Source organism: Rhodococcus sp. DMU1 (assembly GCF_012272955.1).
Taxonomy (GTDB): domain Bacteria; phylum Actinomycetota; class Actinomycetes; order Mycobacteriales; family Mycobacteriaceae; genus Rhodococcus; species Rhodococcus aetherivorans.
The window spans coordinates 3393113-3415500 of record NZ_CP050952.1 but is presented as its reverse complement, the minus strand read 5'-3'; the positions used below and the strand labels follow the sequence as shown (position 1 = coordinate 3415500).

Below are 22388 nucleotides of genomic sequence, written 5' to 3'. Positions count from 1 at the left end.
CTCCTCACGGCCAGGCCGCCGGGGCCGGGACGCGCACCGCCCGCGGGGTGGTCCCGAAGCGGGCACGGAACGCCGTCCCGAACGCGCTGAGCGATCCGAAGCCGGAGGCGAACGCGATGTCGCCCACGGCGACCGCGCTCCAGCGTGGGTCCTCGAGGCGGCTGCGGGCGCGGTCCAGCCGCCGGTTGCGGAGCAGTTCGGCGGGCGTGGTGCCGGCCGTCCGCAACGCGAGCTGGAGCTGCCGCAGCGACCAGCCCAGGTCGCGCGCGATCGACGCCGGTGTCAGGTCAGGATCGTCCGAACGTTCGTCGACGTAGGCCCGGGCGGCCGCGGCCACCGCCTCCAGGCCGCCCGGGCGGATGCCGTCGCGCAGGTCGGCCAGGGCGACGGCCACGAGTTCGATCACCCGCGCGCTGATCGTGACGAATGCGGGACCGGACAACGACTTCCGTTCCCGGGCCAGCGCCCGCGTCATCGTCTCCGCCACCGACGCGACGCCGCGGCGCAGGTCGAGCACGCTCGGCCCGTCGGCGACGGCACGGTCGGGCAGGCACCCTTCGGGCACGGTGAGCACCCACGCCCGGGTCTGCGCGCGATGGAGGAGCTCGAAGGGGCGGGCCATCGACACGAGGGCCGCGCGGCCGACCGGCACCGGCAGCGTGACCCCGTCGTGCGCGACGGTGAGGGTGCCGGATTTCGGCACGAACAGTCGCATGCTCCGGTCGTCGTCCGCCCGGACGTGCCGCGCGGTCCGCGCGTAGGTGATCCGATCGGACCAGAACTCGACGAGCTGGTGATTCCCGCAGCGCTGCACGTGCGTGGCGCCGGCGAAGTCGGCCGGCGACCGCTCGCCCGGAGCGGGGAAGAAGTAGTCCAGGGTGCCGTGGTTGAACCGCACGTGGTCGGTCCAGAACTCGGCGCGGTCGCGCCGCGGCACGCGGCGGGTCGTCGTGAACTGCACCTGGTAGTCCGCTGTCACCGTGACCTCCTCACCGGCCGTGCGCGGGACGGGCAGGGTCCTGCGCGGATCGACGAGTGCTGCGACCGGACCGCTCCCTACGCTCGTCGGCAGTGTAGTGACGAGCGCCACAGCGCGGTGCGGTGGCCCGGATCCAGGAGGTTTCTCATGCTTCGAGCATCGGTCAACGGGACGGAACTCGCCTTCGTCGACGTCGGTCCGCGCGACGGGGTGCCGATCGTGTTCAGCCACTCGCTCTTCTTCGATCACACGATGTTCGACGCGCTCGTGCAGAAATTCGCCGACGACGGGTACCGGGTGGTCGCCTACGACCATCGTGGGCAGGGTGAGAGCGCCCCGGCGGCGCGGGACGAACTGGCGGTCGACGTTCTCGCCGAGGACGCCGCGGCCCTGATCGAGCATCTCGATCTCGCACCCTGTCACGTCGTCGGGAACTCCCTCGGCGGATTCGTCGCGCTGCGGCTCGCCGCGCGACGGCCCGAACTGCTCCGCACGGCCGCCGCACTCGGCTCGTCGGCGGAGGAGGAGTACAAGCTCGACGAGTTCGCTCCGCTGGTCGGCCACCTCACCGAGCACGGCACGGCCGACGTCGTCGACACGATCATGTACATCATGTTCGGCGATTCGAGCCTCGCTCAGGAGAGCGCGATGACGAGCACCTGGCGCGCGGCGATCGCCCGGCTCGGGCCGCGCATCGGAGACGCGGCCCACGGCGTCATCCACCGCGGACGGATCGTCGAGGAGCTGGCCGGCTGCCGCGTGCCGGTCCTCGCCGTCGCCGGCCGCGAGGACCACGCCTACCCGCCGCCGATCTCGTCGGTGAACATCGCCGACGCCGCGGGAGGCCGGCACGTCACGGTCGATGCCGCGGGGCACTCCGTGGCGCTCGAGCAACCGGACGAGGTCGCGAGGCATCTCTCGGAGCACTTCGCCCCGGCCGGGCGGGACCGATCCGGCGGGTGACGGCGCGCCGCGGCAGCCGGGGTGGCGCCCCAGCGTGCGCCGCGGAGACCGGCGCACCGGATATGTGGAATCCACGGCCTACGGAAAAATGGAATTTACCGAACCAGGTCCGCGCGGTTCCTCGCGTCCGAGAATTGCACCGAAGACGGGGCGCCCTCCCGGCGCGGGCGCACCGCGGCGGGCACGGGCTCGGGAACGACCGCCCGGAACGGGCCGCATCCGGAAGAGGTCGCCGCGGGCGTGTACCGGCTCGGGGCCGGCCGCGGCCTGACCGAGGCCAACGTCTACCTCGTGCGGTCGGGGCACACACCGGGGCACCTCGCGTTGTTCCGCAGGTCCGGCCGGGTGGCGATCACCGGCGGCGCCGTGCTGACGGTCGACGTGAGCTCGCTGCCCCGGCCTGCTGCGCCGCAGGCGCGGGACGTCCGGTCCGCCCCGCCTCACCACCTGGAACCGGGCCTACGCGCGCGAATCGATGTCCCGGATCGCGGGGCTCGCGCCCCGGGTCGTCGCGAGTGGCCACAACCGGCCGCTGCACGTCCCCGAGACCGCCGGGCCGGCGGAATCGTGAGGGGTCCCGGCGGTGGGGCGCTCGAATGTGTTTCGGATCACATTCCGCCGGATATCCGAGACAGTGGGTCGGGACGTCGAGGCAGGGAAGGAGGAAATCGGTCATGTGGAACTTCCGACCTGAGTTCAACTGGTTCATGCATCTGTTCCGCGACCTGTTCGGCTGGTTGAGCTGAGACAGGGCCTCACCGTCCGCGCCCCGCCCGGGGGCGGACGGTGACATACGTCGCCTCGACGGCGACGGGGACCGCGAACCCACGACGTTGCCCGAGAGGACCCCATGAGTCACGCCAGTTTCGCGTCCCGGGTCGGTGCCACTCGCGACAAGCTGTTCGACCTGGCCCGCGAGATCGCCGCGATCGTGGAGGCCGCCGAGGCACTCGACCGGGAGTCCCTGCCGCTCGCCGACGAGATCGCCGTGACCGGGCTCGTCGACGCTCTCACCGACGTGAGCGGGCACCTCGACGCGGCGACGGAGCCGCTCGGCGAGGCCGTCTGGTTCTCGCGTCATCTGCCCGGACCGTTCGGCTGACGCTCGCGCCCGAGGATTACGCGGCCGGAAACCGGGTATGTCGTCGGGGCCGAGGCGCTGCTCTCGGCACCGTTCCCGCACCGCCGACACCAGGAGCGCACGTGAGTACCCAGAACCCCGGACCTCAGCCGGAAGACACCCCCGGCCTCGACGCCGGCGGGGGAGTGCAGCCCGGGGACACGCCGCCCGATGCCGGACAGACCTCCGGTCTGTCGCATCCCCAACCCAACCCGAGCCGGGTGATGCCCGTCTTCGCGATCCTGCTCATCGCGTTGATCGTGCTCGGAGTGGCGGCGTTCTTCGTGGCGCGCGCGTTCGCCCTCTTCGACTGAGTACGCCGAACGACCGAACCGCGCCCGCCAGGTCAGCCGAGAGCGTCGACGTAGAGCCAACGGCCGTCCTCGCGGACGAACCGGCTGTGTTCGTGCAGCACGTCCGCGTGACCGCCGAACCTGTAGTGGGCGCGGAACTCGACCGTTCCCTCCGTGTGCAGGAACCCGCCGCCGCTCGTGCGCAGCACCTCGAGCCCGGTCCACCGCTGCGCCGGATCGAGGTCCAGCCGCACCGGGCGAGTCCCGGGGTGCCACGTGCGGCGCAGATACGCCTCGTCGCCCACCGCGAAGGCGGTGTACCGCGAACGCATCAGCTGTTCGGCGGTGGGCGCGTGCCCGCCGGCGAGGAACGGCCCGCAGCATTCGCCGTACGGCAGGCCCCGGCCGCACGGGCAGGGTGTGGTGGGGCCGGGTCGGGGGGCGCGCTCGCGTGGACTCACCGGCACATTATCGCCACGGCCGGGATCGGGCGGTGGTGCCGGCCGTGGCACGATCGAACCTCGGGACGAGCGCGGCCGGAGGAACGGTGGGGCATGGTCGAATCTGCCGACACACAGGCATGGGAGCAGGGCAGTCCCGGCACCGCGCTGCGGCACAGCTTCGCGGCCGTCCCGGTTGCCGGGCCGGACGACACGGTTGCCGGGGTGCTCGACCGGATGCGGGAGCACAGTTTCGACAGCGCCGCCGTCGTCGCCGTGCTCGCCGGTGAGGTGCTCGTCGGTCTCGTCACGATCGAACGGCTGCTGGCAGCCCCCGGCACCACCCGGATGAGCGACGTGATGGATCCGGATCCGCCGGTGGTGCGTCCGGACACCGCGCAGGAACGGGCCGCGTGGAAGGCTGTTCAGCACGGTGAACCCGGCCTCGCCGTCGTGGACGGCCGCGGCCGGTTCCGCGGTCTCATCGCGCCCCAGCAGCTGCTCGCCGTGCTGCTGCACGAGCACGACCAGGACATGGCCCGGCTCGGCGGCTTCGTGCACTCGGTGGACGCGGCACGGGCCTCGAGCGTCGAGGGAATCCGTCGACGCCTGTGGCACCGGCTGCCGTGGCTCGTCGTCGGTCTGGTCGGGGCCATGGTCTCGGCCCGCCTGATGCAGGTCTTCGAGGCCGAGCTCGACGCCGACCTCGCCGTCGCCTACTTCGTGCCGGGCATCGTGTACCTGGCGGACGCGGTCGGTACGCAGACCGAGGCGCTGGTCATCCGCGGGTTCTCGGTGGGTGTGGGGATCCGCCGGATCGTGCGCCGCGAGGTGCTGACCGGCCTGTCGGTGGGGGCGCTGCTGGGTGCGACGATGCTGCCGGCGGTGCTGCTCATGACGGGAAACCGGGATCTCGCGGTCGCCGTGGCATCGGCCGTGCTGGCCGCCAGCACCATCGCGACCACCGTCGCGATGGTCCTGCCGTGGGCACTGCAACGGCTGGGCAAGGACCCGGCGTTCGGGTCCGGCCCGCTCGCCACGGTGATCCAGGACCTGCTCTCCATCGTCATCTACTTCGTGGCGGTGACGCTTCTGCTCGGCTGAGGGGTGGGGTGTTCCCCACCCCAGGGGTCCTTGGGGAACAAGGCGTTCCCGAGCCACGATGGGGCGACCGACCGCCAATCCCGTGGAGGCCCCGTGACCGTAACGTCGGAAACGTTCACCCCGAACCCCACCGCCCTCGCCGGCACGGCCGAACTGGATCACGTGTTCGACGAGATCGACCGGGTCGACGCCGAGATCGTCGCCGCGATCCGGCGCCGGACCGGTCTCGCGCACCACGCCGGCCGGCTGCGCCGCGCCGGTCACGGAACGGTGCCGGCGCACACGCGTCGCGAGATGGCGGTGCTCGCGCGGTTCACCGCGGCACTGGGGCGGGACGGTTCGGCGCTGGCGGCGACGCTGCTGCGGTTGGGACGCGACCCCCTTGCCGACGCTGCAACCTACGGGCAGGATTGAGTCCGCGCCCTGGAGGTTGTGATGAGCGTCGTCACCGAATCGCGTCTGTCGTATGTCGACAAGCAGGGGCGGCAGCATCGGTTCGAGCTGTCGCCGGGGTCGCCGCGCGTCACCATCGGCCGTGCTCCGAGCTCCGACGTGGCGTTCACCGGCGACAACGAGGTCTCCCGCCTGCACGCCGTCGTGGAGTGGATCGGCACCCACTGGACCATCCTCGACGACGGGCTCTCCCGCAACGGCACGTTCCTCAACGGGGAACGCATCACCGGACGCCGCCGCCTGCGGGAGGGCGACAGCATCCGGATCGGCTCGATCCGACTGACCTTCCAGGAGATCGGTGCCGGACCGGACGAGGCGACCCGCGTCGCGTCGGAGCTGCCGACGGTGCGTTCGCTCACGGAGACGCAACGCGGAATCCTGCTCGCGCTGTGCCGGCCCTACAAGCACGGCGCCGCGTTCGCCACCCCCGCCTCCAACCAGGACATCGCCACCGAGCTGTTCCTCAGCGTCGACGCCGTCAAGACGCATCTGCGGGCGCTGTTCGCGAAGTTCGGTGTCGAGGATCTGCCGCAGAACCAGAAGCGGGTCCGGCTCGCCGAGCTCGCATTGCACAGCGGCGTCATCACCGAACGCGACCTCTGACCTGCGGCTCACCCCACCCGCTGCAGCAACCTGCCGAGGGCCCGCGCGACCTCCGCGGGGCGGTCGGCGATCACCGAGTGCCCGGCGCCGTCGACCCGCACCAGCTCGGCGCGCGGCAGCCGCGCTGCGAGACCGGCGGACAGCTCGAACGGGGTCCACTCGTCCGCCGACCCGCACAGCACGAGCGCGGGGACCGCGGCGAGCACCGCCAACGCGGCGGATTCGTCGAGCACGGCGAACGATCGCAGGAACGCCGCCATCGTCACCACCGGCGTGTCGTTCGCGAGCACCGCCAGCAGGGCCGCCCACCGGGAACCGGGGGCGCGTCGCTGCGCCGCCCGTCTCAGCGGCCGCACCGCCCGTCCGCCCAGGTGCAGCGCGTGCTGCACGGCGCCGGGTGCGTGCTGCACCGCGCGGTGGAACAACTCGACCGCGGGGCTCTCGAGGTACCGCCCGAGCCCCGACCGGCCGAGATCACCGGCGGCGGTGCCGATCAGGCAGATCCCGGCGACCCGGGTGCCGATCTCGTGCGGATGTTGACGGGCGTAGGACAGGATCGTCATGCCGCCCATCGAGTGGCCGACCAGCACCACCGGACCGGCGGAGACCGCGCGCAGCACCGCCGCGAGATCGCGCCCGAGCTGCTCGACGGTGTACGTCTCCGGCCCGGCGGTGCCGGACGCGCCGTGACCGCGGTGGTCGAAGAACACCATCCGCAGCGTCGCTCCGCGGCGCCGGAGCAGCGAATCCCGAAGAGGCGACCAGGTTTCCGTGCGGCCGCAGTGCCCGTGGACGAACACGGCGGTGAGCGGTGCGCCGGCCGCGCCGATCTCGTGGACCGCGAGCGGCACGCCGTCGTCGGCGATCACCGTATGGCGGCGTACGAGACGCTCGGTGCGGAGGGTGGACATGCGGACAAGGATCCGCCGGATGCCGGTGCCGGGCGAGCAACCCCGGTGGTGGTGGATTTCACCTCAGGGGGCCACTTCTGCACCCTGGGTGGTGGACAATCGCGTCATGGATGCGCAGCGGTATGTCGGCGTGGTCGGGCCCGCGGAGGCCACGGCCGAACAACGCCGGATCGCCCGTCAGGTCGGCGGGCTGCTCGCGGCGCGACGCGCCGTCGTCGTGACCGGGGGACTGGGCGGGGTGATGGCCGCGGCATCGCGCGGAGCCGCGGAGGCCGGCGGCACCACCCTCGGCCTGCTGCCCGGCGACGACCGCGCGGAGGCCAACCCGTACCTGACCGTGTCGATCCCGACCGGTCTCGGCGAGATGCGTAACGCCCTGCTGGTACGCACCTGCGAGGCGCTCATCGCGGTCGGCGGCAGCTGGGGCACGCTCAGCGAGATCGCGCTCGCCGTCCGCACCGGCGTCCCGGTGATCTCGATCGGGGGGTGGCCGCTGCCCGCCGCCGGGGTGCTCGCCGTGACCTCCGCCGGGGACGCCGTCGACGCCATCCACGACCTGTTGTGGCGGCGCGATCCCACCGCGGGCTGGACCGGCTGAGGAGTTCTCGCACCCGAGGGTGATTCTCGACCACCCCTGCGGGTGCCGCGCCCACCGCTGGGGTCGGTATCGGCACCGGGGTCTGTGGACGACCGTGGAAGCAGCACAGTCCACCGGTCGTCAGGAGTACCCCCGTGTTGCACGAAAGCCCGGTCGCCCAAGAACATTTCGCTGCCCCGCAGCCCGCCGGCGCGTTCCCGCTCTCGGCGGCCCAGCGCGGGATCTGGTTCGCACAGCACCTGGCCGGCGCCACGCCCGTCAACATCGCCCAGTACGTCGACATCGCCGGGGACCTCGACCTCGACGCCCTCGAAGGTGCCGCCCGTGCCGTCGGACGCGAGTTCGGCACCGGCTTCCTGCGCATCGTCGAGGAGGACGGCCACCCGTTCCAGACGGTCGTGCACACCGGCGAGCGGCTGACGGTGGTCGATCTGCGGGGCGAGGCCGATCCCGTGGCCGCGGCCCGCGAATGGATGGAGCGCGACTACACCGCCCCGGTCGACATGTGCACCGACCGGCTCGCCGTCACCGCCGTGCTCCGCATCGCCGAGGACCGCTGGTTCTGGTACGCCCGGATCCACCACATCGCCCTCGACGGCGTCGGCGCGATGACCCTCGTCGCGCGCACCGCCGAGCTCTACACCGCCACCGTCACCGGAACCGCGGTGCACACGCCGCGCACCGCGGCGCTGCCCGACATCGTCGCCGCGGACGAGACCTACCGCCGCTCCCCGCGGTTCGAGGCCGACCGTGCGTACTGGACCGAGCACCTGGCCGGGCTGAGCGATCCCGTGTCGCTGGCCGGCCGGGCCGCCCCCGCCGACGCGCACCCGCTGCTGGTCGGCGCGGAGCTGCCCGCCGACACCGAGCAGGCCCTGCGCGACGCCGCGGCCCGGCGCGGGTCGAGCCTCGCACCGCTGGTGGTCGCCGCGTTCGGCACCTACCTCGCCCGGATGACCGGCCACGACGAGGTGATGCTCAGCCTGCCCGTCTCGGCCCGCACCACCGCCACGCTGCGCCGCTCCGGGGGCATGCTCGCCAACGTGGTGCCGCTGCGGTTGCGCACCGACGCCGCCACCGTCGCCGCCGTGATCGCCGCGGCGGAACTCGAGCTGACCGGGGCACTGCGCCGCCAGCGGTACCGGCAGGAGGACATCGCCCGCGACCTCGGTCTCACCGGCGATCACGCCGCCGGGTTCGGCCCCTCGGTCAACCTCATGCTGTTCGACCACCGGGTCCGGCTCGGCGCGCTCACCGGGCGGGTACACGTGCTCACCTCCGGGCTCATCGAGGACCTGTTCGTCAACCTCTATCCGGGCGGCCACAGCACGCACCTCGACTTCCAGGCCAACCCCAACCTGTACGACCGGGACGAGCTCGCCGCGCACCACCGGCGGTTCCTCGCGTTCCTGCACCGTTTCGCCACCGCCGCACCCGACCGGCGTCTCGCCGACCTGGACCTGCTCGGCGACGACGAGCGCGCCGCCCTCGTCCCGGCCCGCGGCGCCGATCCGGTGCCGCCCCGCACCCTGGCCGACCTGCTCACCGCCGGGGCGGCCCTCGACCCCGGCGCCGTCGCGGTGATCGACGGTGCGCGCACCGTGACCTACTCCGACCTGGACGCCGCCACCGACCGGCTCGCCCGGCTGCTGCTCGCCCGCGGCGCCGGCCCGGAGACCACGGTGGCGCTGGCGCTGTCGCGGTCCGTCGAATCGGTGCAGGCCGTGTGGGCCGTCGCCAAGACGGGAGCCGCGTTCGTGCCCGTCGACCCCGGTCACCCCCGGGCCCGGCTCGAGCACGTCCTGCGCGACAGCGGCGCCCGCATCGGCCTGACCGTCGCCGCGCACCGGGACGGACTGCCCGACGACACCGACTGGATCGCCCTGGACGACCCCGCGACCGTCGCCGCGGTCACGGCGGCGGACGCCGGCCCGGTCACCGACGCGGAGCGGGGAATCCCGCTGCGGCCCGAGCACGCCGCCTACGTCGTCTACACCTCCGGTTCCACCGGCACCCCCAAGGGGGTCGTCGTCACCCATGCCGGCCTGGCGAACCTCGCCGACGACGCCCGCGCGCGTCTGGCCGTCGCCGCCGGCTCGCGCGCCACCCACCTGTACTCGCCGGCCTTCGACTCCTCGATCGAGGAGCTGCTGGTGACCTTCACCGCCGGCGCCACCCTGGTGGTGGTGCCGCCGCAGGCCTATGGCGGCACCGAGCTCGCCGAGGTTCTCCGCGCCGGACGAGTCACCCACCTCGACGCGACCCCGGCCGTGCTCGCCACCCTCGACCCCGACGACCACCCCGAGATCGGCACGGTCGTCGTCGGTGGCGACGCCTGCCCGCCCGACCTGGCCGATCGGTGGTCGGTGGGCCGGGCGTTCCTCAACGCGTACGGCCCCACCGAGGCCACCGTCACCGCCACCTTCGCGGCTCCGCACCACCGCGGCGACCGGGTCGGGGTCGGCACCCCGATCCGCGGCATGCGCGCCCTCGTCCTGGACCGCCGGCTGCAGCCCGTGCCCGCAGGGGTCACCGGCGAGCTGTACCTGGCCGGCGCCGGGATCGCCCGCGGCTATCTCGGCCGCCCCGACCTGACCGCCGCCCGCTTCGTGGCCGACCCGTACGCGCCCGGAGAACGCATGTACCGCACCGGTGACCTGGTGCGCTGGCGCGGTGCGTCCTTTGGGCTGCCAGGGGAGCCCGAAGGACACACCGGCGGCGCAGCCGCCGCGCTCGAGTTCGCCGGCCGCACCGATCACCAGGTCAAGATCCGGGGGTTCCGCGTCGAACTCGGCGAGGTCGACGCCGCGCTGCTCCGGCACCACACCGTTGCCCGGGCCGTCACCGTCGGCGCCACCACGCCCGCCGGCGCGACCGTCCTCGCCGCCTACGTCGTCGGGCACGCCGGCGCCGCCGTCGACGTCGACGCCCTGCGCGGCGAACTCGCCGACACCCTGCCCGCCTACCTCGTGCCCGCGGCGATCACCGTGCTGCCCGAACTGCCGCTCACCCCCGTCGGGAAGATCGACCGCGCCGCGTTGCCCGCCCCGGACTTCGGCACCCCCACCGCCGGCCGCGCCCCCGAGGGCGCCCGCGAGGAAGTGATCGCCGCCCTGTTCACCCAGGTGCTCGGCGTGGAACGAGTCGGCGCCGACGACAGTTTCTTCGCCCTCGGCGGCGACAGCATCGTCGCGATCACCCTCGTCTCCCGCGCCCGCGCCGCCGGACTGCGGTTCACCGCGCGCGACGTCTTCGAGCGCCGCACCGTCGCCGCTCTGGCCGCCGTCGCGGTGGCGGACACCGGAGCCGGCGCAGTCCTTGCCGAACTCCCCGGCGGCGGCACCGGTCCGGTCGACACCACCCCGATCGTCGCCGAACTGCTGGCCGGCGGCGGGCCCGTCGACCGGTACGGGCAGGCCGTGCTGATCCGGCTGCCCGAGCATCCCGACCCGGCGCACCTGGCCGGGGCCGTGCAGGCGCTGCTCGATCGGCACGACGCGCTGCGGATGCGGCTGACCGCTGCCCGCACGCTCGAGGTGCTCCCCGTCGGCGCGGTCGCCGCCGACGCGGTGCTGCGCCGCGCCGCCGTCGACGAGCCACGCGGCGCCGCCGCGGCCGCGCTGGAGGCCGCGGCGGACCGACTCGATCCGGCCGCCGGGATCGTCGCGCAGTTCGAGTGGCTGGCCTCGCCCGACGGCCGCGACGACCTGCTCGTGGCCGTCGTCCACCACCTCGCCGTGGACGCGGTGTCCTGGCGCATCCTGCTGCCCGACCTGGCCGCCGCCTACACCGACCTCGCCGGCGGTGCCGCGCCCGCCCTCGCCCCGGTCGGCACGTCGCTGCGCCGGTGGGCGCACGGCCTGACCGAGGCCGACCGCAGCGACGAACTGCCGTTGTGGGAGCGGATTCTCGCGACGCCCGACCCGGCACTGGGGGAGCGGCCGTTCGATCCGGCGCGCGACACCGTCGCCACCTCCGCCCGGCTGCGCGTGCACGTGCCCGCCGAGGTCACCGACGCCGTGCTGACCGCCGTGCCCCAGCGCTTCCACTGCGGCACCGCCGAGGCGTTGCTCGCCGCGCTCGGCCTGGCGGCCGAGCGGTGGCGCCGCAACCGCGGCCGCACCGCCCCCGCGACGCTCGTCGGCGTCGAGGGCCACGGCCGCGAGGAGGCGGCGGTCCCCGGAGCCGACCTGTCCCGCACCGTCGGATGGTTCACCACCGTGCACCCCCTCGACGTGGACCTCACCGGCATCGACGTCGACGACGCCTTCGGTGGCGGTGCCGCGGCGGGCGCGGCGATCCGGTCGGTCAAGGAACGGCTCGCCGACGTTCCCGACCACGGCATCGGCTACGGCCTGCTCCGGTACGTCGCCGGCACCCTGCCCGCGCATCCGGCCCCGCAGATCGCGTTCAACTTCCTCGGCCGCATCGACACCACGGTCGAGGGACCGTGGCTGCCGCTCGGCACCGCCGCCACCCGCGAACCGCAGATGCCGCTGCCCGCGGTGCTCGACATCGACGCCGCCGTCGAGGCCGACGGCCTCGCCGCCACCTTCACCTACGCGACCGGCCTGCTCGACGAGGACGCCGTCGACGAGTTCGCGCAGCTGTGGGTGGCCGCGCTCGCCGCGCTCGCCTGGCACGTCGGCGACCCGGCCGCCGGCGGTCACAGCCCCTCCGACTTCCCGCTGGTCGCCGTCGACCAGGACCGGATCGACGCGTGGGAGCGCGACCGCGGAGGCCTGGCCGACGTGTGGCCGCTGTCCCCGCTGCAGGCCGGGCTGCTGTTCCACACCGGGTACGCCGCCACCGACGCCCCCGACGACTACACCGTGCAGACCGTGCTCGAACTCGCCGGCACCGTGGCCCCCGCCCGGCTCCGCGCCGCGGCGCAGTCCGTGGTCGACCGGCACGACAGCCTGCGGGCCGCCTTCCGCGACACGGCCGCCGGCCCGCTCCAGGTCGTGCTCCGCACGGCCGACGTGACCTGGCGGGAAACCGATCTGCGCGGCCGTGCCGACACCGACGGCGAGCTGGCGCGCATCCTCGACGCGGACCGCGCCGACCGGTTCGACCTGGCCGCCGCGCCGCTGCTGCGCGTCCACCTGGTCCGCACCGCCGCCGACCGGTACCGGCTGCTGCTGACCAACCACCACCTCGTCCTCGACGGCTGGTCCACCCCGCTGCTCGTCGCCGAACTGCTCACCGCCTACGCGGCGGGCGCGGCGGTGCCCGGACCGGCGCCGTCGTTCCGGGACCACCTGGCCTGGCTCGCCGGCCGGGACCTCGTCGCCACGCGGACCGCGTGGGCCCGCGCCCTGGACGGCATCGACGCCCCCACCCTCGTCGCCCCGCACGACGACCCCGCCGACACCGGCGGCGCCGCCCACACCGTCGCGCTGAGCGCCGAAACCGCCGCCGCCCTCGACGCTGCCACCCGCGCCCACGACGTCACCCTCGCCACCGTCGTGCAGGCGGCGTGGGCGCTGACCCTGGCCGAGCTCACCGGCCGCACCGACGTGGTGTTCGGCTCCACCGTCTCCGGCCGCCCGCCCGAGCTGCCCGGCGTGGACGCCGTGCTCGGCCTGTTCGTCAACACCGTGCCGGTGCGGGTGCGCCTGCAGCCCACCGACACCGGCGCCGACCTGCTGCGCCGCCTCCAGGCCGAACAGGCGGCGCTGCTCGAGCATCAGCACCTCGGGCTCGCCGAGATCCACCGGGCGGCCGGCGTCACCGAACTGTTCGACACCCTCGCCGTCGTCGAGTCCTACCCGCTCGACCGCGACGCCCTGTCCGCGACCGCCGACGGCGCCGGAATGCGGGTCCTCGGCGTCACCGGCGCCGAAGCCACCCCGTACCCCGTGAGCCTGATCGTCGAGCCGGGCGCCCGGCCGGAGCTGAGCGTGCGCTACCGCCCCGCCTCGGTCGGTGACGGCGTCGCGCGCCGCATCCTCGAGCGGTGCGCGGAGCTGCTCGGTGCGCTCGCCCGGACCCCGGACCGCCGCATCGCCGCGCTCGGCGCCCCCGGCGTCGACGCCCCGTTCGTGCCGGCCCGCGACCGGGCCGTCACCCTCGCCGACATCCTCGCCGGCACCGCCACCCGTCACCCGGATGCGGTCGCCGTCGTCGCCGGCACCGCCGAGCTCACCTACCGCGAACTCGACGACCGGGCCGCCGCCCTGGCGGGGCTGCTCGCCGCGCACGGCGCCGGACCCGGCACGCTGGTCGCGCTCGCGCTGACCCGCTCGCTCGAATCGGTCCTCGCCGTGTGGGCGGTCGCGAAGACCGGCGCCGCGTTCGTCCCCGTCGACCCGCGCCACCCCCTGGACCGGATCGAGCACATGCTCACCGATTCCGGCGCCCGCCTCGGCGTCACCGTCACCGCCCACCGGGACCGGCTGCCCGGCTCCGCGACGACGTGGCTGGTGCTCGACGATCCCGCGACCGCCCGCCGCACCCCGGCCGGCCCCGCGGTGCCGTCGCCGGCCCGGCTCGACGACCCGGCCTACCTGATCTACACCTCCGGCTCGACCGGGACGCCGAAGGCCGTCACGGTCACCCACCGGGGCCTCGGCAACCTGGTCGACGCACTGCTCGCCGTGCTGGAGCCGACCCCGTCGGCACGGGTCGCGCACGTGGCGTCGCCGAGCTTCGACGCGTCCGTGTTCGAACAGCTCGCCGCGTTCGCCGCCGGCGCCCGGCTCGTCGTCGTACCCCCGACGGTCGTCGGCGGCGACGAACTGACCGACCGGCTCGCCGACGCGGGCGTCACCCACCTCGTCCTCACCCCCGCGGTGCTGGCCACCCTCGACCCGGCCGCCGCGCACACCGTGCGGGTCGTCGGTGTCTGCGGTGAGGCCGTCCCCACCGACCTGGTGCGCCGGTGGGCGCCCGGCCGCACGATGTTCAACCTCTACGGCCCCACCGAGACCACCATCTGGGCCACCGTCGCCCCCCTCACCGCCGATGCGCCCGTCACCCTCGGCGCCGGTGTGCCCGGCACCGAAACCGAAGTCCTCGACGGCTGGCTGCGGCCGGTGCCGCTCGGCACCGCCGGAGAGCTGTACCTGGCCGGTCCCGGGCTGGCGCGCGGCTACCACGGCCGTCCGCAGCTGACCGCGAGCCGGTTCGTCGCGCATCCCGGACGGCCCGGGGAGCGCATGTACCGCACCGGTGACCTCGTGCGCTGGACCCGCGCCGCCGACGGCGGCCCGGTGCTGGAATACCTGGGCCGCACCGACTTCCAGGTCAAGGTGCGCGGCATCCGCGTCGAGCTCGGGGAGGTAGACGCGGCCCTCGCCGCCGTCGCCGACGTGGACTTCGCGGCCACGCTCGGCCGTCCCGGTCCCACCGGCTCGGCCGTCCTCGTCTCCTACGTGCGGCCCGTGCCGGGCCGCGGGCTGGACCCGGACCGGCTGCGGGACCGGCTCGGCGAACAGCTGCCCGACCATCTCGTGCCCGCCGCGGTCGTCGTCCTCGACGAGGTTCCGCTCACCCCGGTCGGCAAGCTGGACCGGACGGCGCTGCCGGAGCCGGACTTCGGCCGCAGCCGGCGCCCGGCCCGCGCACCGCGTGGACCGGTCGAGACCGCCGCCGCCGCCGCCTTCGCCGACGTCCTCGGCCTGGACGGGCTCGGCGCCGACGACTCGTTCTTCGACCTGGGCGGCAACTCCCTCGACGCGACCCGGGTGATCGCCCGCATCAACGCCACCGCGGGCTCCGCCCTGGCGGTGCGCGATCTGTTCGAGGCGCCCACCCCCGCGGCGCTGGCCACCCGCGCCGCGGGCCGCACCGGTGCCGCCGTCGCACTCGGGCGACGGGAGCGGCCGGCCCGCCTGCCCCTCGGCCCGGCGCAGCACCGGATGTGGGTGCTCAACCAGCTCGACCCCGCGTCCGGCGTCTACAACATCCCGGTGGCGCTGCGCCTGCGGGGCCGGCTCGACATCGCCCCGCTCGCCGCCGCCTTCGGCGACCTGACCGCCCGGCACGAGAGCCTGCGCACCGTGTTCCCCGCCGACGCGGAGGGCCCCCGCCAGGTGATCGTCGACGCGGCGCCCACCGGTCCGGACGTCGTCGACGTCCCCGCGGACGCCGTGCATGCCGCCGTGGCGGGCTTCGCCGGGGCCGGCTTCGACCTGACCGTGGACCTGCCGGTGCGAGCCCGGGTGCTGCGCCTGGGCGCGGAGGAGCATGTGCTGGTGCTGGTGCTGCACCACATCGCCGCGGACGGGGTGTCGGTGGCGCCGCTGGCCCGGGACCTGATCGCCGCGTACGCCGCCCGCACCGCGGGTGCGGCCCCGGCGTGGGCGCCGCTGCCGGTGCAGTACGCCGACTACACGCTGTGGCAGCGCGAGGTGCTCGGCGAGCCCGACGACCCCGACTCGACCACCGCCCGGCAACTGGACTTCTGGACCCGCACCCTGGCCGGCCTGCCGGATCGGGTCGTCCTGCCCACCGACCGGCCCGGACCCGCGGTGCAGTCCGGCGCGAGCGCCGACGTCGCCTTCACCGTGGACGCCGGCGTCCACGCCGCGCTGCGCCGCCTCGCCCGCGCCGAGAACGCCACCGTGTTCATGACCCTGCACGCCGCGCTCGTCGCGCTGCTGTCCCGTCTCGGCGCCGGCGACGACATCGCGGTGGGCACCGCGGTGGCCGGCCGCGGCGCCGCCGAACTCGACGACCTGGTCGGGATGTTCGTCAACACCGTGGTCCTGCGCACCGCGGTGCGGCCCGACGCCACGTTCGCCGACCTGGTGGCGCAGGTGCGCGAGGCCGACCTGGCCGCGTTCGCCCACGCCGACGTCGCCTTCGATCAGGTGGTCGAGGCGGTGCGCCCGGCCCGGTCCACCGCGCACCACCCGCTGTTCCAGGTCTCGCTCGCGCTGGCCGACTTCGCGGCACCCACCCTCGAGATCGACGGGCTCGAGATCGCCGTCGAGGACGTCGAGCGTGGCTCCTCGCAGTTCGACCTCGGGCTCGAGCTGCGCGAACACACCGGCGACGACGGCCGGCCCGCCGGGCTGGACGCCACCCTCACCTACGCCACCGACCTGTTCGACGAGGCCACCGCGCGCACGATCGCCGCGCGGTTCGTGCGGCTCCTCACCGCCGTCACCACCGACCCGGCCGTGCCCGTCGGGGACGTGGATCTGCTCGACGCCGCCGAGTCCGCCGCCCTGCACGCGACGGCGGGTCCCGCCGGTGTCGGGCCGTGGCTGCTGCCCACGCTGCTCGGGGCCGCCGCCGCGGCGCACCCCGAGCGCCCGGCCGTGCGTGCCGACGGCACCACCTGGACCTACCGGGAACTCGATGCCGCCGCCGGCCGGCTCGCCCGCCTGCTCGTCGCCGCCGGGGTGGGCCCGGACGTGCGCGTGGCCCTCGCGCTGCCCCGCTCGGCGGAGTCGGTGCTCGCCGTGTGGGCGGTCGCCAAGGCCGGCGGCGCCTTCGTGCCCGTCGACCCGGCGTATCCGGCCGAGCGCATCGCGCACATGCTCGGCGACTGTGGTGCCACGCTCGGGCTGACCACGACCGCGCACCGGTCCGCGCTGCCCGGCGCGCTCACCTGGCTCGAGCTCGACGACCCGGCGCTGCGGGCCGCATCCGCCGCCGAATCCGCCGCGCCGTTGACCGACGCGGACCGGACCCGGCCGCTGCATCCCGACCACGCCGCCTACCTGATCTACACCTCCGGCTCGACCGGCACCCCGAAGGCCGTCACGGTCACCCACCGCGGGTTGGCGAACATCGTTCGCGCCCAGGATGATTCGCTCGCGGTCGGACCGGACGCGCGGGTCCTCGGCTTCGCCTCGCCGAGCTTCGACGCGGCGATCTTCGAACAACTGGCCGCGTTCGGCTCCGGGGGCTGCCTGGTGTCGGTTCCGGCCGGCGTCGTCGGCGGCGCCGAACTCGCCACGCTGCTCGATGCCGAGCAGGTGACGCACATGGTCCTCACGCCGTCGGTGCTCTCGACGCTGGAGCCGGCGGCATTGACGTCGGTCGAGGTGCTGGCGGTGGCCGGGGAGGCGGTCGGAGCCGAGTTGGTCGAGCGGTTCGCCGGGGGGCGGACGATGCTGAACCTGTACGGGCCGACGGAGGCGACGATCTGGGCGACGGCGGGACCGCTGGCGCCGGGACGGGCGGTGACGATCGGATCGGCCGTGCGCGGAGTGACGCCGCTGGTGCTCGACGGGCGGTTGCGGCCGGCCCCGGTGGGCGTGGTGGGGGAGTTGTACCTGGCCGGGGACGGGCTGGCGCGGGGCTATCACGGGCGGGCGGGGTTGACCGCGGGCCGGTTCGTGGCGCATCCGCAGGTCCCGGGGGCGCGGATGTATCGCACCGGCGACCTGGTGCGGTGGGTGCGGGCCGGGGGCCGGCTCGAACTCGAGTACCTCGGCCGGGGTGATCATCAGGTCAAGGTCCGCGGGATGCGGGTCGAGGTCGGGGAGATCGACGCGGTGCTGGCCGGGTTGTCGCAGGTGGACTATGCGGTGACGGTGGGCCGGACCGGTCCGGCCGGGTCGCCGGTGCTGGTGTCGTACGTGCTGGCGGCGCCGGGCTGCGAGCTCGAGGCCGAGCCACTGCGGGCGCAGGTGGCCGAGCTGCTGCCCGCCCATCTCGTGCCGGCGGCGGTCGTCGTGCTCGACGCGGTGCCGCTGACCCCGGTGGGCAAGCTGGACCGGGCGGCGCTGCCCGAGCCGGTGTTCGCGGCCGGCTCGGGGCGCGCTCCGCGCACACCGACGGAGGAGGCGGTGGTCGCCGCGTTCACGCAGGTGCTCGGCCTCGCGCAGGTCGGGATCGACGATTCGTTCTTCGACCTGGGCGGCAACTCCCTCGACGCCACCCGCGTCGTCGCCCGCCTGAACTCCGCGGGCTCCGCCCTGGCGGTGCGCGACCTGTTCGAGGCGCCCACCCCCGCGGGGCTCGCCGTGCGGCTGCTCGAGCGTCCCGCCCCGCGGATCGCCCTCACGGCCCGGCCCCGGCCGGCCCGCGTGCCCCTCGGCCCGGCGCAGCAGCGCATGTGGGTGCTCAACCAGCTCGACCCCACCTCCGCGGCGTACAACATCCCGGTGGCGCTGCGCCTGTCCGGGCCCCTCGACGCCGCGGCCCTGACCACGGCATGGCGGGACGTGACCGACCGGCACGAGAGCCTGCGCACCGTGTTCCCCGCCGACGCGGAAGGCCCGCACCAGGTGGCCGTCGACGCCGGCGTCCCCCTCGACCTCACCGAGGCACCTGCCGACGTGTATGCCGCCGTGGCGGGCTTCGCCGGGGCCGGCTTCGACCTGACCGTGGACCTGCCGGTGCGGGCCCGGGTGCTGCGCCTGGGCGCGGAGGAGCACGTGCTGGTGCTGGTGCTGCACCACATTGCCGCGGACGGGGTGTCGGTGGCGCCGCTGGCCCGGGACCTGATCGCCGCGTACGCCGCCCGGACCGCGGGTGCGGCCCCGGCGTGGGCGCCGCTGCCGGTGCAGTACGCCGACTACACGCTGTGGCAGCGCGACATCCTCGGCGACGAGACGGATCCGCAATCGACGGCCGCGCAACAGCGCGAATTCTGGGTGGAGACCCTCGCCGGGCTCCCGGACCGCATCACCCTGCCCACCGACCGGCCGCGCCCGGCCGTGCAGTCCATGGCGAGCGCCGACGTGGACCTCGCCGTCGACGCCGACGTGCACGCCCGGCTGCGGGCCGTCGCCGCCACCGAACACGCCACGATGTTCATGACCCTGCACGCCGCGCTCGCGGCGCTGCTGTCCCGCCTCGGCGCCGGCGACGACATCGCGGTGGGCACCGCGGTGGCCGGCCGCGGCGCCGCCGAACTCGACGACCTGGTCGGGATGTTCGTCAACACCGTGGTCCTGCGCACCCCGGTGCGGCCGGACGTCGCCTTCGCCGACCTGGTGGCGCAGGTGCGCGAGGCCGACCTGGCCGCGTTCGCCCACGCCGACCTGCCGTTCGATCAGGTGGTCGAGGCGGTGCGCCCGGCCCGGTCCACCGCGCACCACCCGCTGTTCCAGGTCTCGCTCGCGCTGGCGAACTTCGAGGAGCCGGAGCTCGAGGTCGCGGGCCTGCGCATCGAGCTGCAGGACGTCGCCCACGAGGCCTCACCCTTCGACCTGAGCCTGACACTGCGCGAACGCACGACCGCCGACGGCGAACCCGCCGGTCTCGAGGTGACGCTCGGTTACGCCACCGACCTGTTCGACGACGGCACCGCGCGGACCCTCGCCGCCCGCTTCGGCCGGCTGCTGACGGCGGTCGCCGAGAACCCGCACGCCGCGATCGGCGACGTCGACCTGCTCGACGCGCAGGAGGCCGACGACCTGCGCACCAGCGCGGGCCCGCAGCCCGTCACCCCGGTGACCCTGCCCGAGCTGCTGCACGCCGCCGCGGCCGCGCGACCCGACGCCGTCGCCGTGGTCACCGACGACCGGCAGGTCACCTATCGCGAGCTCGACGCCCGCGCGGCGCTGCTCGCCGACGCGCTCACCGCGCGCGGCGCCGGTCCCGGCACCCTCGTCGCCCTGGCACTGACCCGATCGTTCGAATCGGTGCTCGCGGTCTGGGCGGTCGCACGGACCGGAGCGGCGTTCGTGCCCGTCGACCCGCGGCACCCGCAGGAACGGATCGAGTACATGCTCGCCGATTCCGGGGCCGTCCTGGGCGTCACCGTGACCGCGCACCACGACCGCCTGCCCGGCTCGGTCGGGTGGCTGGTGCTCGACGGCCCGGACGCCGACACGCGTCTCGCACTCGTCCCGCAGCGGCCGCGCGCCGCGGCCGTGCACGTGGACGATCCCGCCTACCTGATCTACACGTCCGGCTCGACCGGCACCCCGAAGGCGGTCGCCGTCACCCACCGCGGACTGGGCAACCTCGTCGCCGCGCAGCGGGAAACCCTGGCGCTGACCGCGCAGGCCCGGATCGCGCACATCGCCTCGCCGAGCTTCGACGCCGCGGTGTTCGAACAGCTCGCCGCGTTCGCGGTCGGCGCGCGGCTCGTGGTCGTACCGCCCACGGTGGTCGGCGGCGCCGAACTCGCCGACCGGCTTCGCGCGGCCCAGGTCAGCCACCTCGTCGTCACCCCCGCCGCGTTGTCGACGCTGGAGCCGGCGGCATTGACGTCGGTCGAGGTGCTGGCGGTGGCCGGGGAGGCGGTCGGAGCCGAGTTGGTCGAGCGGTTCGCCGGGGGGCGGACGATGCTGAACCTGTACGGGCCGACGGAGGCGACGATCTGGGCGACGGCGGGACCGCTGGCGCCGGGACGGGCGGTGACGATCGGATCGGCCGTGCGCGGAGTGACGCCGCTGGTGCTCGACGGGCGGTTGCGGCCGGCCCCGGTGGGCGTGGTGGGGGAGTTGTACCTGGCCGGGGACGGGCTGGCGCGGGGCTATCACGGGCGGGCGGGGTTGACCGCGGGCCGGTTCGTGGCGCATCCGCAGGTCCCGGGGGCGCGGATGTATCGCACCGGCGACCTGGTGCGGTGGGTGCGGGCCGGGGGCCGGCTCGAACTCGAGTACCTCGGCCGGGGTGATCATCAGGTCAAGGTCCGCGGGATGCGGGTCGAGGTCGGGGAGATCGACGCGGTGCTGGCCGGGTTGTCGCAGGTGGACTATGCGGTGACGGTGGGCCGGACCGGTCCGGCCGGGTCGCCGGTGCTGGTGTCGTACGTGCTGGCGGCGCCGGGCTGCGAGCTCGAGGCCGAGCCACTGCGGGCGCAGGTGGCCGAGCTGCTGCCCGCCCATCTCGTGCCGGCGGCGGTCGTCGTGCTCGACGCGGTGCCGCTGACCCCGGTGGGCAAGCTGGACCGGGCGGCGCTGCCCGAGCCGGTGTTCGCGGCCGGCTCGGGGCGCGCTCCGCGCACACCGACGGAGGAGGCGGTGGTCGCCGCGTTCGCGCAGGTGCTCGGCCTCGCGCAGGTCGGGATCGACGATTCGTTCTTCGACCTGGGCGGCAACTCCCTCGACGCCACCCGGGTCTGCGATCGGCTCGGCGCCGCCCTCGGGACCACCGTGCCGGTGATCCAGCTGTTCTCGGCGCCCACCCCGGTGGCCCTGGCCGCCCGCATCGAGGCCGCGGACACCGCCGGGCAGCCGGACTCACCGTTCGCGGTGCGGCTGCCGCTGCGCACCGAGGGCGACGGCGCCCCGCTGTTCTGCGTGCATCCGGCGGCCGGACTGGCCTGGTGCTACGCCGGGCTCGCCGCGCAACTCGCCCCCGGACGGCCGGTGTACGGACTGCAGTCCCCGCATCTCGAAGGCCTCGAGGACGCCCCGGAAACGATCGCCGCGTACGCCGAGCGATACGTCGACGAGATCCGCGCGGTCCAACCCAGCGGCCCGTACCACCTGCTCGGCTGGTCCCTCGGCGGATTCATCGCCCACGCCGTCGCCGCGCGGCTGCGCGAGACCGGCGAGGAGGTGGCGCTGCTCGCGCTGCTCGACGCGGACCTGATCGCCCGCGACGTTGCCGCGCCGGAACCGCTGACGGTCGGCGAACTCGTCGCCACCCTCGGTTCGTCGCTGGGCCTGCCCGACGCCGATCCGGCGCTGACGGCGGCCGAGGCCGCCGCGCTGATCGGGACCCACACCGGGGCCCCCGTCGACGCCGGTCACCTCGACCGGATGACCGCCGCCTACAACGGCTCGGCATCGCTGCTCGCCGGGTACCGGCCGCCGCTCTACGACGGCGATCTCGTCTTCGTCACCGCGACGGCCGACAAGACGCACCATGCCGGGGGCTTCGCCGGCTGGGGGCCCTACGTCACCGGCGCGATGCACAACCACCTGCTCGACGTCGAGCACGACCGGATGACCGCACCCGACGCGGTGCCCGCCCTGGCCGCGGTGCTCGATCGGCACCTCGGCGACGACCGGTACCTCGCCGCGTCCTGATCCCGCAGTCCACCCCTTCCGAACGGAGCA

At 74.8% G+C, this 22388-nt stretch carries 11 protein-coding genes; 8 read left to right on the top strand and 3 right to left on the bottom strand.

The genetic code is table 11. The features are described 5' to 3' along the window. Positions 1-4: 4 nt before the first annotated feature. Entirely contained in the window at positions 5-979 is a 975-nt protein-coding gene (locus HFP48_RS15710; RefSeq protein ID WP_051359257.1) for an AraC family transcriptional regulator, read from the bottom strand. Between HFP48_RS15710 and HFP48_RS15705 the strand changes: the two genes are divergently transcribed. The 3 genes from HFP48_RS15705 to HFP48_RS15695 all read left to right on the top strand — a co-directional run bounded on the left by HFP48_RS15705 (position 884) and on the right by HFP48_RS15695 (position 3376). Further along, positions 884-1942, top strand: a complete 1059-nt coding sequence (locus HFP48_RS15705) for an alpha/beta fold hydrolase (RefSeq protein WP_231385911.1) — start codon at positions 884-886, stop codon at positions 1940-1942. The genes HFP48_RS15710 and HFP48_RS15705 overlap by 96 nt on opposite strands. 850 nt (positions 1943-2792) lie before the next feature. Continuing rightward, positions 2793-3044, top strand: coding sequence for a hypothetical protein (locus tag HFP48_RS15700; RefSeq protein WP_006943779.1), 252 nt, complete (start codon positions 2793-2795; stop codon positions 3042-3044). 101 nt (positions 3045-3145) lie between these two features. After that, the gene (locus tag HFP48_RS15695; RefSeq protein WP_006943781.1) at positions 3146-3376 is read left to right on the top strand and encodes a DUF6480 family protein; all 231 of its coding nucleotides are present in this window, start codon (positions 3146-3148) and stop codon (positions 3374-3376) included. Between the two features lie 32 nt (positions 3377-3408). Here the strand turns inward: HFP48_RS15695 and HFP48_RS15690 are convergent, their stop codons facing one another. Continuing rightward, positions 3409-3816: a YchJ family protein gene (locus HFP48_RS15690; protein WP_082120248.1), complete on the bottom strand. Its 408-nt coding sequence runs from the start codon at positions 3814-3816 to the stop codon at positions 3409-3411. A gap of 93 nt (positions 3817-3909) precedes the next feature. Here HFP48_RS15690 and HFP48_RS15685 point away from each other — a divergent pair, with 93 nt between their 5' ends. The 3 genes from HFP48_RS15685 (at position 3910) to HFP48_RS15675 (ending at position 5955) form a co-directional block, all read left to right on the top strand. Continuing rightward, positions 3910-4899 carry a magnesium transporter gene (locus tag HFP48_RS15685; RefSeq protein ID WP_029544134.1) on the top strand — a complete coding sequence of 330 codons (990 nt, stop codon included), beginning with the start codon at positions 3910-3912 and terminating at the stop codon, positions 4897-4899. A 93-nt stretch (positions 4900-4992) separates the two neighbouring features. Then, a complete protein-coding gene (locus HFP48_RS15680; RefSeq protein ID WP_006943785.1) occupies positions 4993-5313 on the top strand; it encodes a chorismate mutase in 321 nt (106 codons plus the stop codon). A gap of 21 nt (positions 5314-5334) precedes the next feature. Further along, positions 5335-5955, top strand: coding sequence for an FHA domain-containing protein (locus tag HFP48_RS15675; RefSeq protein ID WP_168579739.1), 621 nt, complete (start codon positions 5335-5337; stop codon positions 5953-5955). Positions 5956-5963: 8 nt separating this feature from the next. Here HFP48_RS15675 and HFP48_RS15670 read toward each other — a convergent pair whose 3' ends face one another. Next, complete coding sequence (locus HFP48_RS15670) at positions 5964-6866, bottom strand: alpha/beta hydrolase (RefSeq protein ID WP_029544132.1); 903 nt, start codon at positions 6864-6866, stop codon at positions 5964-5966. A gap of 106 nt (positions 6867-6972) precedes the next feature. Between HFP48_RS15670 and HFP48_RS15665 the strand changes: the two genes are divergently transcribed. Next, entirely contained in the window at positions 6973-7464 is a 492-nt protein-coding gene (locus tag HFP48_RS15665) for a TIGR00725 family protein (protein ID WP_029544130.1), read from the top strand. Between the two features lie 134 nt (positions 7465-7598). After that, positions 7599-22358 (top strand): non-ribosomal peptide synthetase, encoded by a 14760-nt coding sequence (locus HFP48_RS15660; protein ID WP_246872426.1) that lies wholly within the window; start codon positions 7599-7601, stop codon positions 22356-22358. The last annotated feature ends 30 nt before the right edge of the window (positions 22359-22388 follow it).

Bases quoted from the DNA above. Each gene is read 5' to 3' on its own strand.
- HFP48_RS15665 (WP_029544130.1), top strand. From the start codon at position 6,973: ATGGATGCGCAGCGGTATGTCGGCGTGGTCGGGCCCGCGGAGGCCACG.
- HFP48_RS15675 (WP_168579739.1), top strand. From the start codon at position 5,335: ATGAGCGTCGTCACCGAATCGCGTCTGTCGTATGTCGACAAGCAGGGG.
- HFP48_RS15670 (WP_029544132.1), bottom strand. From the start codon at position 6,866: ATGTCCACCCTCCGCACCGAGCGTCTCGTACGCCGCCATACGGTGATC.
- HFP48_RS15685 (WP_029544134.1), top strand. From the start codon at position 3,910: ATGGTCGAATCTGCCGACACACAGGCATGGGAGCAGGGCAGTCCCGGC.
- HFP48_RS15700 (WP_006943779.1), top strand. From the start codon at position 2,793: ATGAGTCACGCCAGTTTCGCGTCCCGGGTCGGTGCCACTCGCGACAAG.